General features: G+C 69.5%; 15 protein-coding genes, 1 tRNA gene and 2 pseudogenes. 12 read left to right on the top strand and 6 right to left on the bottom strand.

All coding sequences use genetic code 11. From position 1 onward, the window contains the following. Positions 1-1,182: 1,182 nt before the first annotated feature. The gene (locus tag ACFWBD_RS40240) at positions 1,183-1,548 is read right to left on the bottom strand and encodes a DUF6344 domain-containing protein (protein WP_385678772.1); all 366 of its coding nucleotides are present in this window, start codon (positions 1,546-1,548) and stop codon (positions 1,183-1,185) included. A gap of 349 nt (positions 1,549-1,897) precedes the next feature. Between ACFWBD_RS40240 and ACFWBD_RS40235 the strand changes: the two genes are divergently transcribed. Both ACFWBD_RS40235 and ACFWBD_RS40230 read left to right on the top strand, forming a co-directional pair. Continuing rightward, positions 1,898-2,026, top strand: coding sequence for a DLW-39 family protein (locus ACFWBD_RS40235; protein WP_003999697.1), 129 nt, complete (start codon positions 1,898-1,900; stop codon positions 2,024-2,026). Between the two features lie 182 nt (positions 2,027-2,208). Next, entirely contained in the window at positions 2,209-3,618 is a 1,410-nt protein-coding gene (locus ACFWBD_RS40230; RefSeq protein ID WP_385678769.1) for a hypothetical protein, read from the top strand. 902 nt (positions 3,619-4,520) lie between these two features. Here ACFWBD_RS40230 and ACFWBD_RS40225 read toward each other — a convergent pair. Both ACFWBD_RS40225 and ACFWBD_RS40220 read right to left on the bottom strand, forming a co-directional pair. Continuing rightward, a pseudogene (locus ACFWBD_RS40225) lies at positions 4,521-5,849 on the bottom strand (protein kinase); the annotation flags it as partial. 158 nt (positions 5,850-6,007) lie between these two features. Next, positions 6,008-6,556 carry a DNA-binding protein gene (locus ACFWBD_RS40220; protein ID WP_189931494.1) on the bottom strand — a complete coding sequence of 183 codons (549 nt, stop codon included), beginning with the start codon at positions 6,554-6,556 and terminating at the stop codon, positions 6,008-6,010. Positions 6,557-6,736: 180 nt separating this feature from the next. On the opposite strand from ACFWBD_RS40220, the gene ACFWBD_RS40215 reads away from it, so the two are divergent. Continuing rightward, positions 6,737-6,809, top strand: a tRNA-Ala gene (locus ACFWBD_RS40215). A gap of 77 nt (positions 6,810-6,886) precedes the next feature. On the opposite strand, the gene ACFWBD_RS40210 is transcribed toward ACFWBD_RS40215, so the two are convergent. Next, the gene (locus ACFWBD_RS40210) at positions 6,887-7,591 is read right to left on the bottom strand and encodes a DUF5324 family protein (RefSeq protein WP_385678766.1); all 705 of its coding nucleotides are present in this window, start codon (positions 7,589-7,591) and stop codon (positions 6,887-6,889) included. Between the two features lie 332 nt (positions 7,592-7,923). On the opposite strand from ACFWBD_RS40210, the gene ACFWBD_RS40205 reads away from it, so the two are divergent. Both ACFWBD_RS40205 and ACFWBD_RS40200 read left to right on the top strand, forming a co-directional pair. Continuing rightward, complete coding sequence (locus ACFWBD_RS40205; RefSeq protein ID WP_385678763.1) at positions 7,924-8,457, top strand: peptidylprolyl isomerase; 534 nt, start codon at positions 7,924-7,926, stop codon at positions 8,455-8,457. A gap of 153 nt (positions 8,458-8,610) precedes the next feature. Beyond that, positions 8,611-9,501, top strand: a complete 891-nt coding sequence (locus ACFWBD_RS40200) for a rhomboid family intramembrane serine protease (protein WP_385678759.1) — start codon at positions 8,611-8,613, stop codon at positions 9,499-9,501. A 242-nt stretch (positions 9,502-9,743) separates the two neighbouring features. Here the strand turns inward: ACFWBD_RS40200 and crgA are convergent, their stop codons facing one another. Continuing rightward, positions 9,744-9,998, bottom strand: a complete 255-nt coding sequence (gene crgA, locus ACFWBD_RS40195; protein ID WP_054242100.1) for a cell division protein CrgA — start codon at positions 9,996-9,998, stop codon at positions 9,744-9,746. Positions 9,999-10,138: 140 nt separating this feature from the next. Here crgA and ACFWBD_RS40190 point away from each other — a divergent pair, with 140 nt between their 5' ends. The 6 genes from ACFWBD_RS40190 to ACFWBD_RS40165 are packed head-to-tail and all read left to right on the top strand — an operon-like array spanning position 10,139 to position 14,419. Beyond that, positions 10,139-11,023 carry a DUF881 domain-containing protein gene (locus ACFWBD_RS40190; protein ID WP_385678756.1) on the top strand — a complete coding sequence of 295 codons (885 nt, stop codon included), beginning with the start codon at positions 10,139-10,141 and terminating at the stop codon, positions 11,021-11,023. Positions 11,024-11,056: 33 nt separating this feature from the next. Continuing rightward, positions 11,057-11,734, top strand: coding sequence for a class E sortase (locus ACFWBD_RS40185; protein WP_385678775.1), 678 nt, complete (start codon positions 11,057-11,059; stop codon positions 11,732-11,734). A 52-nt stretch (positions 11,735-11,786) separates the two neighbouring features. After that, positions 11,787-11,948, top strand: coding sequence for a hypothetical protein (locus ACFWBD_RS40180; protein WP_142265183.1), 162 nt, complete (start codon positions 11,787-11,789; stop codon positions 11,946-11,948). Continuing rightward, positions 11,945-12,583 carry an aminodeoxychorismate/anthranilate synthase component II gene (locus ACFWBD_RS40175; RefSeq protein WP_385678751.1) on the top strand — a complete coding sequence of 213 codons (639 nt, stop codon included), beginning with the start codon at positions 11,945-11,947 and terminating at the stop codon, positions 12,581-12,583. Before ACFWBD_RS40180 ends, ACFWBD_RS40175 begins: the two co-directional genes overlap by 4 nt. Continuing rightward, a complete protein-coding gene (locus ACFWBD_RS40170; protein WP_385678749.1) occupies positions 12,580-13,635 on the top strand; it encodes a class E sortase in 1,056 nt (351 codons plus the stop codon). The genes ACFWBD_RS40175 and ACFWBD_RS40170 overlap by 4 nt, the downstream gene beginning before the upstream one ends. A gap of 22 nt (positions 13,636-13,657) precedes the next feature. After that, a complete protein-coding gene (locus ACFWBD_RS40165) occupies positions 13,658-14,419 on the top strand; it encodes a class E sortase (RefSeq protein ID WP_385678746.1) in 762 nt (253 codons plus the stop codon). A gap of 100 nt (positions 14,420-14,519) precedes the next feature. Here ACFWBD_RS40165 and ACFWBD_RS40160 read toward each other — a convergent pair whose 3' ends face one another. Next, the gene (locus ACFWBD_RS40160) at positions 14,520-15,176 is read right to left on the bottom strand and encodes a restriction endonuclease (RefSeq protein WP_385678743.1); all 657 of its coding nucleotides are present in this window, start codon (positions 15,174-15,176) and stop codon (positions 14,520-14,522) included. Between the two features lie 595 nt (positions 15,177-15,771). Here ACFWBD_RS40160 and ACFWBD_RS40155 point away from each other — a divergent pair. Continuing rightward, positions 15,772-15,981 (top strand): annotated as a pseudogene (locus tag ACFWBD_RS40155) (sortase domain-bontaining protein); the annotation flags it as partial.

The raw sequence follows: 15,981 nt of genomic DNA, 5'->3' as shown, positions 1-15,981 counted from the left end.
ACCGGGGCCCGCGCACGGCGGGGCGGCGCGGGTCGCGGCCGGGGGGCCCGCCCCTCCTCGTCTTCGCCGCCGGGGCTGGCCCGCCGGCGACGCCCGCGCCCGCAAGGGGGCGAAATACATGCCGGGGCTACAAGGGGACAGCTACACGGCTCGCCCACCAGGCACAGGCAAGGACACATGCCTCCGGCGGGGGCGCTCAGGCTCCAGGATGGCGGGGGCACCGTTCGCGAGTGCCGGCCCGTAGATGGCGGGCGCGGGGAGGCTCCCATCCCGTCTGCCGACGACCCAGGCAGAGCCGAGCAGACGCGGCCCAGGGCGTCAAGGTCGTTCGTACAGTGGCGCGCTCCACCTTGACGCCCTGAACCACGCCCGCTCCACGGTGTGTGGGTCGACGGCAGACGGGATGGGCGCTGGGGTAAGTGGTGGGTTGAGGATCACGGGAACCGTTCAGCCAACCGCGAGCTAAGGTGCCGCTTGCGGAAGGGGCGAAATGGCAGACAAGAACAGTCGGTGGAACCACCCGCACTGGCACCTCATGATCGTGATACCGCTTCTGATCTTCCTGATCACCGAAGACGACCCCATCACACGATGTTTCCTGGCTTCAGGGCTCACGCTGGCAGCTATCCGCTACGGGCGGGAGTCTGCAAGGTGGGCCCGAGCCAAGTCCGCCCCGGTTCCTGACACCAGCAGCTGACACCAACAGCCGCGAACGACAGCGGTCGACGACGAACTGCAGCGACCGACCAACCGATGCGCAGCACCCGTTGGTCGATGTCGACAGACCCCCGTGATCGACCTGATAAGGATGAGGCCACAGGTTCAAATCCTGTTAGCCCCACATGCGAGAAGACCCCCGGTCCTATTGGGCCGGGGGTCTTCTGTGTTTCCGTCTCCGGGCGGCATCGACCGGTGGGCCACGTGGGGAGCGGGGCCACCCGTGGACCGGAGGACTGCGCGGTGTCCTGAGTACTACGGGTTTCCGGTGGACCCGGTGGCTCGGGGGTGCGGTGGCTCGGGGGTGCGGTGGCTCGGGGCTCGGGGGTGCGGGGGTGCGGGAGTGAGGTGGCGGGGCACGGCGAAGGCCCGGTGGCTCCTGGGGGAGCTGCCGGGCCTGCTCGTGCGGGCTGTACGCAAGTTCGCCGTCACGTCGGGGGAGGCGGCACGTGGCGTGCCGGGGGCTCAGCGCTGGAGCGGGGTGGCCGGCTCGGCCGGGTCCGCGGAGTCACAGGAAGCCGTGGTGTGCTCGGCCGCTTCCGTGTCCGGGAGGCCGTGGTGGCGGCAACTGGGCGACTTGCCGTGCGCCTCGGCACGGATGCGCTGCTTCATCGTGGGGGGCAGGGAGCGGGCTTGGGCCCAGACCCAGGGAGCCGCGACCGCCGGCCACGCCGTCGGGTCCGTGGTGGCCACGCTCTCGCTGCTGCGTGTCGGAGCGGTCAGCGCCGCCGCCGTGGTGGCGGTCGTCGTGATGAGTCCGAGCGCCGTGCACAGCGCGAGGAAGGCGGTGACGATGGCGGTCCACAGCTTCATGACCCGGTTCTCGGGCATGGCCCCTCACTTTCGGGTTGGGCGATTTGCGTACTTTCCTCATGATGTGTATGGGCGGCGCGAAGTGGTGGACCGACGCTCGCGGCGTGACGTTGTTCTGATGAACACCACTCGGATGGGTGCAAGGGACCCTAAAAGCGGAGAAGTAAGGATCAGACGGGATGATGACGGGCAAACATCACCGTCCGTGCGGGTGTGATCACCCTCCGATCGGAGTGGTGTGATCGGCTTCTACTGCGCTGCCGAGGGCGGGAGTTGAGGGGCCGACGCAGGTCACCGATCGGTATCGGTCGGTGTGTATAGTCGGGCGCCAGAGGTCCCCTACGTCAAGGAAAGACGAGGTCGCGCGGTGAAGAAGCTTCTCCTGGTCGCACTGGCCGCCATCGGCGGGCTCCTCGTGTACCGCCAGATCCAGGCGGATCGCGCCGAGCAGGATCTGTGGACGGAGGCGACTGACTCCGTGCCCACGGGTTCGTGAGTATCGATACCGAAGACTGAACAGACCCCGGCCGCCGCTCGCGGTCGGGGTTTTGTGTTGCGGATCCCCCGGCCCGCGGTTACAGGCGGGTTTTTCGGACGCTCGTACGGAATGCGGGGGTGGCACGCGCGCGTGCGGGGGAGGATGGCCCACGTTCGGTCGAAGGCGAGGGGGCGGGGTCGATGGCCCGGCGTACGGGGCGTAGGGGGCGCGGAGCGGCCGTGTGGCGGGCCGTCGAGCGGAGCGCCGTCGTAGGAGCGGTGCTGTGCGTGATGTCGGCGCTGCCGACCGGACAGGTCGCCGTGGCCGCGCCGGAGGTCCCTTCGTACGCCTTCGCCGACGACGTCCGCAGCGCTCCCGCGGCGACGGGCACCACCGGCGCCGCACGTCTGGAACCCGGCGCGACGTACCGGAGTTCCCTCCAGGACGAGGGCAAGGCCTACTACCGTCTCGAACTCGACGGCGGGTCGAACGTGTACGTCTCCGTCACGGCGATCCCTCGCGCGAAAGCCACGCTCTTTGCCGGGGACGGGATCAGCGTCTCCGTGCAGGACGCCGACAGCACCACGTGCTCCTCCGACTCCGTGACCGTCGGAACCGCCAGGAGCCCGCAGCCGCTCACCGCCTGGGGAGCGCGCGAACTCCTCCCGGGCAAGGGGCTGTGCCAGAAGGCGGGTACGTACTACGTCGTCGTCGAGCACACCGGCACCGGCAGCGGCAGCGGTAGCGGTGAAGAGGACACGGGCCTCTCCGCCGGCCGGCCCTGGGACCTGGAGCTCGCGCCCGTCTCCGAACCGCCCCTGGCGAAGGCGGCCGCCACGAGCGTGCCCGAGGCGTGGGACTCCGCTACGCCCACGCCGCCCGGGGACGAGCCCGTCCCCGTCCGGGGCGGGGCCGGCTTCGCCGAGGCGGCCGCCGTGGAGCAGGGCGTCAGGAGCGACGAGATCGTCCCCGGGCAGACCCTTTTCTACAAGGTGCCGGTCGACTGGGGACGGCAGCTGTCCGCCACCGTCGACCTGGGCAGCGCGGACAAGAACTCCGGGTACGTGGTCGACGCCCTGGACCTGACGCTCTACAACCCGGTGCGCGCCTCGGTCAAGGAGACGGGCACCGGTTACGGCGGCAGCCAGAAGTCGGCCTCGCTGCCACCGGTCCCGCCGGTCAGGTACGTCAACCGGTACGCCCCGACCGACCCGACGAAGTCCCTGCGGTTCGCCGGCTCGTACTACCTCGTGGTGCACCTCGCCGCGCAGGTCGCGGAGAGTTTCGGTGAGGGGCCCTACGGGGTGACCCTGCGCGTCCGTCTCGGGGGCAGCGCCCAGGCCGCTCCGGGGTACGCGCGGCAGTCGGCGCCGCGCGGGTTCTTCGACGTAGGCGCGCCGGACCCCGAGCCCTCGGCGGGCGTGGGTGTGGCGGGCGCCGACGCGTCCGGCGGCGGTACGTCGGGCGGCGACCCCACGATGCAGGCGGTCGCCGTGGGCGGCATCGGCACCGGAAGCGCGCTGCTGATGGTGCTCGGAGTGTGGACGCTGACCGCCCGGCGCCGGGCCGCGGCTCAGATGCGCGTCAATGCCCAGAACCCCACGGCGTAGCAGGCCAGCGCGAGGAACAGCAGCGGCAGCGCGACCTTGGCGGGCGGACCGGGACGCCCCCGGCGGGCGGCGCGATGCCCGCGGCGACGGCCGTGCGGCGAGACGACCTGCGGAGACGACGGGACCTGTGGGGCTCGCGCGGTGTGAGCATCCTGAGCGGTGTACGAGGCGGTGGACACGTCACCGCGCTGTCCACGGGTGGGCAGCACGAACGTGGGCTCGTACGGGGGCGCGGTCATGGGACCGGGCGTGGGCGCGTAGGCGGGGGGATACGGAGTGGAGGACTCCGGGGATATGGGGTCGGAAAGGGAGCCGAGCGTCGGCTGCGGGGGCGGCAGGTGGAAGCTGCCCGTGTCCGACATGGAAGGGGAGGGCGCTGGGGCGGAGGCGGCCGACCGTGGCGTCGGTCGCGTGGGCCGACGCGGATCGGTAGGCACCGAGTCCGGGTGCTGCCATGGGCCGTTCGGCACGGAACCCGGGGCGTGGCCTGCCGCGGGCGGTACGGATTCCGCGCCCCCCCAAGCCGATCCGGCACCGGCACTGCTGCCGCCGCCCGTGCCCGAGCCCGGTGAGCCCGGGTCGGTCCCCGTGCCCGCGCCCGTGCCAGTGCCCGGACCCGTGCCTGGACCAGTGCCTGGACCAGTGCCCGGACCAGTGCCCGGACCCGTTCCTGGACCAGTGCCCGGACCAGTGCCCGAACCAGTGCCCGGACCAGTGCCCGAACCAGTGCCTGGACTGGCCGGATCAGGCGCTCCGTCCGGCCAAGAGGGCAGGCTGTCTGTGCCCGGATGGGCAGCGGTGGCCGCCGCCGCTGGACCGGAGGGTAGGGATCCGCTGCCCGCAGGGACGGCCCCCGGGGCCACTCCCGGACGGGCGGGCGGCGAACCGGTGCCCCGTCCGGACGGCCGGGGCGCGCTGTCCGGTAGGCCCGAGCGGGGTGTGGTACCGAGACCGGCCGCCTCGGGTGGGGTATTCGGGCGGCCCGGGTCAGATGAGCCGCCCAAGCCATCAGGGCCGGGAGGGATGTCCGGACCGCTCGGAGCGGGAGGGATGCCCGGACCGCTCGGAGCGGGAGCGGTGCCCGGGCCCCCTGGTCCGGGAGCGGTGCCCGGACCGACTGCACCGGGAGGAGCGGTGCCCGGACCGCCTGTACCGGGAGCGGTGCCCGGGTCCCCTGTACCGGGAGTGGTGCCCAGGCCGCCCAAACCGGGAGGGATGCTCGGGTGACCCGGACCGGAGGTGGTGTGCGGGGGGTTCGGGTCGGCTGTGGCGGGTGGTGTGGCAGGTGGGCGGCCCTGTTCGGGGGTGGTGTGCGGGCGGGTGGCCGGGGAGTCGGTGGGCCTCGGCCGCTTTGGTGGGCCGTGAGGTCCGAAACCCGTTGGCAGGGGGCCGAGTTGGTCGAAGATCTCGATCAGTTCGTCGTCCGGGCCGGGCTCGGGAAGGAGCTCGACGGCCGCCGCGAGCGCCTTGCGCGCCCCCGTGGCCGTACGGAAGCGCGCCTGTGGGTCCGGCTGCAGCAGGGTGGCGACCACCTGCCACAACGGCTCCGGAACACTCTTGGGGGCGCCCGGGGTCCCGTGCTCGGCGAAGTACTGGACGAGCGCCTTGGCGTCCGGCTTGGCGCCCTCCAGCAGATACAGCGCGACCAGGCCGACGGCGAACAGGTCGGCGGGGAAGTCCGGTTCGGCGCCCATCATCTGCTCGGGGGCGAGGTAACCGGGCGTTCCGACCACGAGGTTGGTCTCGGTCAGCCGGGGTTCGCCCAGCCGCATCGCGATGCCGAAGTCGGAGAGCCTGAGGCGCGGCCGGGCCGTACCGGTGGCCTCCAGCAGGATGTTGGCGGGTTTGATGTCGCGGTGTACGACGCCCTCCGCGTGGACCGCGGTGAGCCCGGACAGCAACTGGTCGATCAGCGTGCACACGAAGACCGGGGGCAGCGGGCCGTAGTCGCCGACGAGATGGACCAGCGAACCGCCGGCCACCAGGTCCATGGTGAACAGGACCTTGTCGTCGTCGGCGGCCCAGCTGGCGGGCGCGAGCACATGCGGGTGGTCGATCCGCAGCGCCTGCTCGCGGACGAAACGCAGCAGCGCGTGCGCGTCGCTCTGCTGGAGCACCTTGGCGGCCACGTAGCGGCGGCGGCGGTGGTCCCAGGCACGCCAGACCGCGCCGACCCCTCCGCGACCGATCGGGTCGGCCAGTTCGTACCGTCCGGCGAAGACCTCACCCATGGCTGTGCGTCGCTCCTCCCCCTGGTCCCGCTCGGGTCTCCCCCTCTGCTTCCCCCGCGATGAGCGATACGACCCCCGTGTGCCCCGCTGTCTCGTGATGCCCCCCGAGCTGCCGACTGCCCGGCTGCCGAACCCCCTTCGGCGACCGGGCCGAGGGCTCAGCTCTGGTGGGACTGGTAGTGCGTGACCGCGTCGGAGGTACGGCCGGCGCCGTACACCCGGAGGAACTCTGCCAGTTCCGGGTGGGTCGGGGCGAGAGTGTCGGCGGCGTCGATGATGTCGCCGGCGGCGGCCACCGAGCGCAGCAGGGACTGGATCTCGCGGACGACCCGCTTGACCGTGGGCGCTCCCGAACCGCTTGTCGTCTGTGTGGTGTTGCTGAGCACCGAGCCCCCCTGCGACCGCTTGATCTCGTCCATGCGCTCGGTCGCCTCGGCGGCGCTGACGCTGCCGTCCGCGACCTGTGCCGCCAACTCCTGGAGCAGCTGCACCCGCTGCACCACCGCCGGGTTGCCGATCTTCGCCCGCTGACCGCTCATCAGCTGCGACAGCATCGGCGCCGAGAGGCCCAGTACCCCAGCGAGACGAGCCTGGTTGAGGCCAAGATCGTCGATGAGCTTACGGAAGAGCGCCCCCAGCGGCTCCCCGTACCAGTTCCGCTGGAGTTCCCGCGCTCTCGCGGTCGCTTCCTGCTGTGCGGCGTCCATTGCGTCTCCCCATCGCTTCCCCAGAAACCGCGGTTCGCTCCAGCGAACCGCGTCCGAGCATCTTACGGAGAGTGGTCATCCGCGGGGACCCCCCGTCTTTTTGCGAGATACCCCGGGTGACCCGGTACTCTGGTCTGCGGCGCCCGCCGGTACGAGGTTTTCCGGCCGGACGTCTCTTGCGGGGCCTTAGCTCAGTTGGTAGAGCGCTGTCTTTGCATGGCAGATGTCAGGGGTTCGACTCCCCTAGGCTCCACCTACAAGACCCCGCCCACCTGCGGAAACGCAGGTGGGCGGGGTCTTTTTGGTGAGATGGGGGCGCAGGCCGGCCGCTCAGCTGCGGTCGTCGCGGTTCGCGGCCTCCTCCTCGGTCTCCTTGGCCTGTACCTCGGGGTCGAGGACCGACGGGTCGGCGCTGCCGTCCACCGAGGCCAGGCCGCCCGAGGCGGGTACCTCCGTGGCCGCCGGCGGCTCGACCAGCCAGTCCGGGTTCGCCTGCTTGTCCCACCACTTCCAGGCCGCGTAGGCACCGCCGGCGACGGCACCGAGGACGATCAGCGCCTTGGAGAGCTTGCCCGCCTTGGCCCGCCGCCGGTGCTTGCGCGTCAGCTTCTCGATCTCCTTCGGCGTCACCTGGCCGCGCAGAGCGGCCAGCGCGGCGACGCCCCGGGCTGCGGCCTCGTCCTTCACGGGTCCGGCCGCGGCCACCGCCTGTTCGATCCTCGGCCGGGAGTAGTCGGCGGCCTGTCGTGCGACCAGCCGGGTGCGGGCGGCCGCTTCCTGCGCGGCCAGGTCTACCTTCGGCGGGACATGTGTCTTCGCCTGCTCCAGACGCGGGGCGACGTGGGCGTCGTACTGCACGCGGGCCTGTTCTGCGGCCAGCGACACCTTGGGCGCGAGCCGTACACGGGCCTCATGCGCGTAGAGCGCGGCCCGTTCCTTGGCCGTGTCGGCGTAGGGCGCCACCACTTCCGCGGCGTGCAGCACGCTGTCCTTCGCCGAGCCGGTCGCGGCGCGCACGCTGTCGATGCGGGTCACGGGTTCCTCCTCCTCGGTGGCGTACGGTATTTCGACTTTCCACCCTTTTACGGATCATGCCTGTCAGTGGCCGTCCCGGCATGCGTGGACGGGCATACGGGTGCTGATCACATGCGATAGGGGACGGATCGGGGGCAATGGCATTAGAGGGTCGACAGGGCGACAAAGCCGACGATGCCACGGATCGGCGTCGCCCGCTCCCGTCCCGGTCGAGTCGGATGCTTTTCTGTACCCCTGCTGTCGGATCCGATGCCGGAACGAGCCGTCGGGCTGTGCCGGCCTCGGACCGTGCGAGGATCTGGGGGTCACAAAGAGACAACGGAAGGCAGACCGTGGCCGAGCACCTGTACGCCACCCTGAAGACCAGCCACGGCGACATCGAGATCCGGCTGTTCCCGGACCACGCCCCGAAGACGGTCAAGAACTTCGTCGATCTCGCCACCGGCGGGCGTGAGTGGGTCAACCCGGAGACCGGCGTGCGGTCCACGGAGAAGCTGTACGACGGCACGGTCTTCCACCGGGTGATCAGCGGTTTCATGATCCAGGGCGGCGATCCGCTGGGCAACGGGACCGGCGGCCCCGGCTACCAGTTCGAGGACGAGTTCCACCCGGACCTGCGCTTCGACAGGCCCTACCTGCTGGCCATGGCGAACGCCGGCCCGGGTACCAACGGCTCGCAGTTCTTCATCACCGTCTCCCCCACGGCCTGGCTGACCCGCAAGCACACCATCTTCGGCGAGGTCGTCGACCCGGCCGGCCGGAAGGTGGTGGACGCCGTCGTGGCCACCCAGACGAACCCGCGCACCGACCGTCCGCTGAAGGACGTCGTCATCGAGTCGGTCGTCGTCGAGAGCCGCAAGGGCTGAGGCGGCGCCCCGGCGAACCATCGGGAACCAAACGCCCTGCCCGTCCGTAAGGATGAGCAGGGCGGTTCCTTTCCGACTACGCCGACTCCTCGAACACTCGGATACTCGGACACTCCGAAAACGACGACTCGGACGACTTACTTGGGGGAGCCCATGGACCAGGCGCCTGGCAGCCGACAGGACGACGCGCAGAGCGGCCTGCCCGTCTGCTACCGGCACCCCGACCGGGAGACCGGCATTCGCTGCACCCGCTGCGAGCGCCCGATCTGCCCCGAGTGCATGGTCAGCGCCTCCGTCGGCTTCCAGTGCCCCACCTGCGTCCGCGAGGGCTCCGGCACCGGTCACGCGCCCGGCGCCTCGCAGCCCCGCACGCTCGCGGGAGGCGTCGTCACGGCCGATCCCCGGCTGCTCACCAAGATCCTCATCGGGATCAACGTGGCGGTTTTCCTCGCCGTGCAGGTGCGACCCTCGTTGCAGATCAGCCTGGAGCTGATCGGTCAGTGGCAGCCGGGTCCCTTCAGCCCGACGAAGGGGGTGGCCGGGGGCGAGTGGTACCGCATGGTCACCTCGATGTTCGCGCACGAGGCTCCCTGGCACCTCGCCTTCAACATGCTGAGTCTGTGGTGGCTCGGCGGCCCGCTGGAGCAGGCGCTCGGCCGGGCCCGCTATCTGTCGCTCTACCTGGTCTCCGGCCTCGCGGGCAGCGCCCTGGTGTATCTGCTCGTCCCGCCCGGCACCGCGACCTTGGGCGCCTCGGGCGCGATCTTCGGTCTGTTCGGCGCGACGGTCGTCCTCATGCGCCGGCTGCGACAGGACATGCGGCCGATCATCGCCCTGCTGGTGATCAACCTGGTCATCACGTTCGGGTGGAGCGGTATCTCCTGGCAGGCCCACATCGGCGGCCTGGTCGCCGGTGTCGTCATCGGGGTCGGCATGGTCCACGCCCCCCGCGAGCGCCGGGCTCTCGTGCAGTTCGGGACCTGCGCGTTGATGCTGGCGGTCGTCGTGGTGGCGACGCTCCTGAGGACCGCCCAGCTCACCTGAGCGCGCCGTTGTCCACAGTCTGTGGCGAATCTTGTGCACAACGTGCGGGAACAGCTGTGCCCCCTGCCATCGACCTGCGTTTGCGCAGGTCAGGCAGAGGGCGAACAACCTTTCGAGTGAAGGTCACGGCCGGTAGTTACGTCACACCGGCGTCAACCTTCGATGAGTTATCCACAGATCGTCTTTCTTTTCCCCATGTGGAAAACTGCTGTGGATAACTCAGGGGATAGCCCTGGGCAGAGCTACTTCCACTGGGTGGAGACGCCGAATCCGGCCGCGATGAACCCGAAGCCCACGACGATGTTCCAGTTGTCCAGCTTGTCGATGGGCAGTGAGCCGTCGGTGACGTAGAAGACCACGATCCAGGCGAGCCCGATGAGGAACATGGCCAGCATCACCGGCGCGACCCAGGCACGGCTGTTCAGCTTGATGGCGGTCGCCTGCTTCGCCGGGGGCGGCGTGTAGTCGGCCTTCTTGCGGATACGTGACTTCGGCACGAGGGTCTCTCCTGTCGATGCGCTGCGTGGCCGCGCAGGTGCTGGATCGGGCTCGGGGGCTGCGTGCCAGGGGACTGAGGGACTCCCCCGGGCGTCCGTTAGCGTAGTGCTTCTACGGCGCCGAAGGAGATAAGGGTACGTTGAGCAATTCTGCCGACTCCCCCCGGACGGGTACAACGGGTTCCGCCCCCGATCCCGACCGTGTTTCCGCTCCCGACTCCGCTTCCGAGTCGTCCCCGGTCGGTTCCCCGGCTTCTTCTCAGGCCGCTCAGCCCGTCTCCCCGCACGACCGACGGGGCGGATTCCGGCCCGTACGGGTGCTCACCGTGGGTGTCTTCGCCCTCGCCGGCCTCCTCTTCTTCACCAGCTTCAACACGGCCAAGGGCACCAACATCCGTACGGACGCCTCCCTGCTGAAGCTGTCCGACCTCATTCAGGAGCGCAGCCAGAAGAACGGCGAGCTGGACGAGACGAACGGCGTGCTGCGCGACGACGTGGAGTCGCTGGCCGAGGCCGACGACGGCAGCACCCAGGCCCAGGACGACAAGCTCGCGGGACTGGAGAAGAACGCCGGGACCCAGAAGGTCAAGGGCAAGGCCATCACGGTCACCCTCAACGACGCCCCGCCGAACGCCACCGCCAAGCTCCCCGGCTACCCGGAGCCGCAGCCCGACTACCTGGTCATCCACCAGCAGGACCTCCAGGCCGTGGTGAACGCGCTCTGGCAGGGCGGTGCCCAGGGCATCAAGGTCATGGACCAGCGGCTGATCTCCACCAGCGCCGTGCGCTGTGTCGGCAACACCCTGATCCTCCAGGGCCGGGTCTACTCACCGCCGTACAAGATCCAGGCGGTCGGCGACCCGGAGAAGCTTCAGCAGGCGCTCGCCGAAGCCCCGGCGATCCAGAACTACATGGTCTACGTGAACGTCTACGGCCTCGGCTGGAAAGTCACCGAGGACGGGGCGGTGACTCTGCCCGGCTACTCGGGCACAGTGGATCTGCACTACGCCAAGCCTGTGGAGTAGTGGAGCAGCGGCCGCCGGGGGGCGCCTGTGTCGGTGCGGGTGATCGTCAGGACGTTCAGCGAGCTGTGCGTCACCGCCGGCACCGTCATCGTCCTCTTCGTCGTCTACGTGCTGTTCTGGACCGGCGTGCAGGCCGACCGCGTCATGGGCGACCAGATCGACGACCTCCACGACCAGTGGGCACAGGGGACCGTGAGTCCCACGCCCGGCGCGACCGCCACCGCGCGGCCGGCGCCGTACCGCAGCGGCAGGCCCTTCGCGGTGATGTACATCCCGCGTCTTGGTTTCACGTGGAACAAGCCGGTGCTCGAGGGCACGGCGACCGGCACCCTGAAGAAGGGGCTGGGGCACTACGCGGGCAGCGCGCGGCTCGGGCAGACCGGGAACTTCTCCGTCGCGGGTCACCGCCGTACCTATGGGGACCCCTTCAAGGACTTTCCCGAGCTCAGGCGGGGGGACGCGGTGGTTCTGACGGACGGGACGACCTGGTTCACCTATCGGGTCGACAAAGGGCCTTACAAAACCGTGCCCTCGGACGTCGAGGTGATCGACGCTGTGCCACGTAAGTCGGGGTACACGCGTCCGGGCCGGTACCTGACGTTGACCACGTGCGATCCGGAATGGGGGCACAGTCACCGGCTGATCGTCTGGGCGCACCTGGACTCCACACAGCCCGTGGAGGCAGGCGAACCGAAGGCCCTGCGCCGCTAGTCTGGTGGCGTACGGCGTGAGTCAGGTGCCGTGATGCGACGGAAGGGACGGCATGTACGGCTGGATCTGGCGGCATCTGCCGGGAAACGCGTGGGCCAAGGCGCTGATCTCGATCATGCTGGTCGTGGCCGTGGTGTACGCGCTGTTCCAGTACGTCTTCCCGTGGGCCGAACCGCTGCTTCCCTTCAACGATGTGACGGTGGACAACCAGTGAGCGCGCGCATTCTCGTCGTCGACAACTACGACAGTTTCGTCTTCAACCTGGTCCAGTACCTGTACCAGCTGGGCGCCGAGTGCGAGGTCCTGCGCAACGACGAGGTCTCCACGGCCCATGCCCAGGACGGTTTCGACGGTGTGCTGCTGTCCCCCGGGCCGGGTACGCCCGAGGAGGCCGGCGTCTGCATCGAGATGGTCCGGCACTGCGCGGCCACCGGTGTCCCCGTCTTCGGCGTCTGCCTGGGCATGCAGTCGATGCAGGTGGCGTACGGCGGTGTCGTGGACCGGGCGCCGGAGCTGCTGCACGGCAAGACCTCGCCGGTGGAGCACGAGGGCAGGGGCGTGTTCGCCGGCCTGCCGACCCCGTTCACCGCGACCCGCTACCACTCGCTGGCCGCCGAGCCGGCGACGGTCCCGGCCGAGCTCGAGGTCACCGCCCGTACCCACGACGGGATCATCATGGGCCTGCGCCACCGTGAACTGCCCGTCGAGGGCGTCCAGTTCCACCCCGAGTCGGTGCTGACCGAGCACGGGCACCGGATGCTGGCCAACTGGCTGGTGGAGTGCGGCGACCAGGGCGCGGTGGCGAGGTCGGCGGGGCTCGCCCCGGTGGTGGGCAGGGCCACGGCGTGACCGCGCTGCGCCCCGAGCGCGAGGACTCGTACGGCACCGCGCCGTACGAGTCGTTCGGCGGTGATGCCTACGGAGCCGGTCCCTACGCCGGGGAGCCGTACCAGCCGCCGATCGACGACGAGACGGTGGCGCTGCGGATACCGCCTGCGTCCATGTTCGGCGGCGGCCCCGTATCCGCTTCTGGCGCCTCGACGGCCTCTCCCGCCCCTGGAACCCCGGCGGGCGGTCGAGCGGCCCGCAGAAAGGCCGCCAAGGGCCGTCATGGCCGTCATGGGGGCCCGGGCGCCGTGTCCGAGTCCTACAACGGGGCGGACGCGCCGCCGCAGGACGAGCGGCCGCTGTCACGCGTCGAGGCGCGCCGCCGGCAGCGGTCCCGTAAGCCGAGCGCCGCCGTGGTCGTCAGCCGGGCGGTCGGCGAGGTGTTCATCACCACGGGCGTGCTGATGCTGCTCTTCGTCACCTACCAGCTGTGGTGGACGAACGTGCGGGCGCACGCGCAGGCGGACAAGGAGGCGAGCAGCCTCCAGAACGACTGGGCGAGCGGCAAGGGCGCCCCCGGTGTCTTCTCCCCGGGGCAGGGTTTCGCCCTCCTGCACATTCCCAAGCTGGACGTGGTCGTGCCGATCGCCGAGGGCATCAGCAACAAGAAGGTGCTCGACAAGGGCATGGTCGGGCACTACGGCGAGAGCCCGCTGGCGACGGCGATGCCCGACGCGAAGACCGGCAACTTCGGGCTCGCGGGCCACCGCAACACGCACGGCGAGCCGTTCCGGTACATCAACAGGCTTCAGGCGGGCGACGACATCGTCGTCGAGACGCAGGACGAGTACTTCGTCTACAAGATGACGTCCTCGCTGCCGGTGACCGCGCCCAGCAACACGAGCGTCCTCGACCCGGTGCCGCCGGAGTCCGGATTCACCGGACCGGGCCGGTACATCACCCTCACCACCTGCACCCCGGAGTTCACCAGCAAGTACCGCCTGATCGTCTGGGGCAAGATGGTCGAGGAACGGCCGCGCAGCAAGGGAAAGCCGGATGCGCTCGTCGAGTAGGCGTGCAGTCGAGTAGGGGCAGATGAACGTGGCAGCGACCACCGGCGACACCGAGCACGAAGAGCACGCGCGCGTGGACGCGTCCGATCCCGCGCCACGGCGCCGCGGGGGTGGCCGGATCGCGTTGGCCGTCAGCGTCTTCGGCGAACTCCTCATCACGGCGGGCCTGGTGCTCGGCCTGTTCGTCGTCTACTCCCTGTGGTGGACGAACATCGTGGCCGACCGGCACGCGAACCGGCAGGGCGACAAGGTGCGCGACAACTGGGCCCAGCAGGACAGCGGTCCCGGGGCGCTCGACACCAAGGACGGCATCGGCTTCCTGCATGTGCCCGCGATGGGGAACGGCGAGGTGCTGGTCGAGAGGGGAACCTCCTCGAAGATCCTCAACGACGGCGTCGCCGGCTACTACACCGACCCGTTCAAGGCCGTTCTCCCGACGAGCGGCAAGGAGGGCAACTTCACGCTCGCCGCCCACCGCGACGGCCACGGCGCGAAGTTCCACAACATCGACAAGCTGGAGAAGGGCGACCCGATCGTCTTCGAGACGAAGGAGGACTGGTACGTCTACAAGGTGTACGCGGTCCTCCCCGAGACCTCGAAGTACAACGTCGAGGTTCTCGGCCAGATCCCCAAGGAGTCCGGCAGGAAGAAGGCCGGCCACTACATCACCCTGACGACCTGCACGCCGGTGTACACGAGCCGGTACCGGTACGTGGTGTGGGGGGAGTTGGAGCGTGTGGAGAAGGTGGACGCGGACCGGACGCCGCCGAAGGAACTGGGCTGAAGTGACAGAGCCCTTCTTCAAGGGCTTTGTCACCTAGCATGACGATGGCCCGAAGCCGCAACTTGCCTTTGCGACTTCGGGCCTTCTGTCTGGCGCCTGGTTACTCGAGAACCGCCAGGGCCGCCCCGGCGCTCCACTCCTCCAGCAGCCCCCGGTGCACGGCGGTGATGCCGGTCTCGGCGGCGATGTTGAGGGCATCACGCGTAAAGGGGCAGGTTGCCACGAACAGTGCCACCTCGGAGTCGTGCAGGACCTTGGCTGCCCCGAGGAACTTCTGGAGCTCGGGGCTGGTGATGGAGATGTGGGGTGCGAACCTCTTGCATTGGACGACGAGGCGTCGCCCGTGGGCCGTGAGGGCGGTGATGTCGACTCCGCGGTCCCTTCCGCCGCCTTGCACGACGACATCGGTGCAGCCGTCGCGGCGCAGCAGTGTGGCGATGTGCTCCTCGAACTCACGCCCGTTCATGGCGTCCATGGAAGCCATGACCCCGGCGAGCGGCCGATCGCCGCGTGGGGCTTCCAGCCGCTGCAGCCGGGCGTGGTGCTGCCGGAGCCGCTTTTCGACCTGCTGGACGCCTGCTCGGAGGGCGATCAGCTCCCGCTGATGCTCGCCTGATGTTTCGATCAGGGCGTTGAACATGGGTACGACGGTCTTGCCGAGGATGTGGGTGATGCGCTGGTCGATGCGGTCGTCGAGGGACACGGAGTGCGAGGGGACGGGGTTGTCCACGGGCTGCGTGCGCGCCCGGTATTCCATGTCGAGAAGGTATGTGCGCACCTGACGGGCGACTTCACTGTCGCGGAGGAGCATCGCGACGTTGAGGACCGCGCGACGGGAGTAGAGAGTGAGGCTGGACCGAGGCTGTGGATAACCCCCCGGATAGCGTGACAGGACGTCACGCTTAATTCTGCCAGGTCAGGGCCCTGCAGCGTTAGCATTCCGTTGTCCGACAGCTCGTCGTGGTGCCGTGCTTTGAGCTGGCGGATGGCCTCGGCGGTGACGCCGAAGTACGCCGCCATCATCGCCGTGGTCACATGCATCCCGTCCGGCAGCAGCGACAGTGCCTTCACCCTGTCGAGTACGTCCGTGCGGTCGAGCGCGCTGTCGCGCAGGCTCTTGGATTCCAGCAGTGCCGATTCGTTGATCACGTCTGCCGCTCTGTTCGTGGTCGGGCCGTGTGGCCAGGGCAGAGCTGTGACATGACACCCCACCCCAATCGATCAACGAGTCAGCCGATATGAAGACACGATCGTTTTCTGGGCGTGGGCCGCGGTCGACTGAAGCAAAAGCGTGGACCGTGCGGGATGCATCCGGGGTTCACGTCGATCACTGTGCACTTGGCTGTCGGCCCTCGCACCGCGACGGCCACGGCGCGAAGTTCCGCGACATCGACAAGCTGGAGAAGGGCGACCCGATCGTCTTCGAGACGAAGGAGGACTGGTACGTCTACAAGGTGTACGCGGTCATCCCCGAGACCTCGAAGTACAACGTCGAGGTTCTCGGCCAGATCCCCAAGGAGTCCGGCAGGAAGAAGGCCGGCCACTACATCACCCTGACGACC

Source organism: Streptomyces sp. NPDC060002 (genome assembly GCF_042737245.1).
GTDB lineage: Bacteria > Actinomycetota > Actinomycetes > Streptomycetales > Streptomycetaceae > Streptomyces.
The sequence above is the reverse complement of the archived record's forward strand: the minus strand, read 5'-3'. Positions and strand labels throughout refer to the sequence as shown.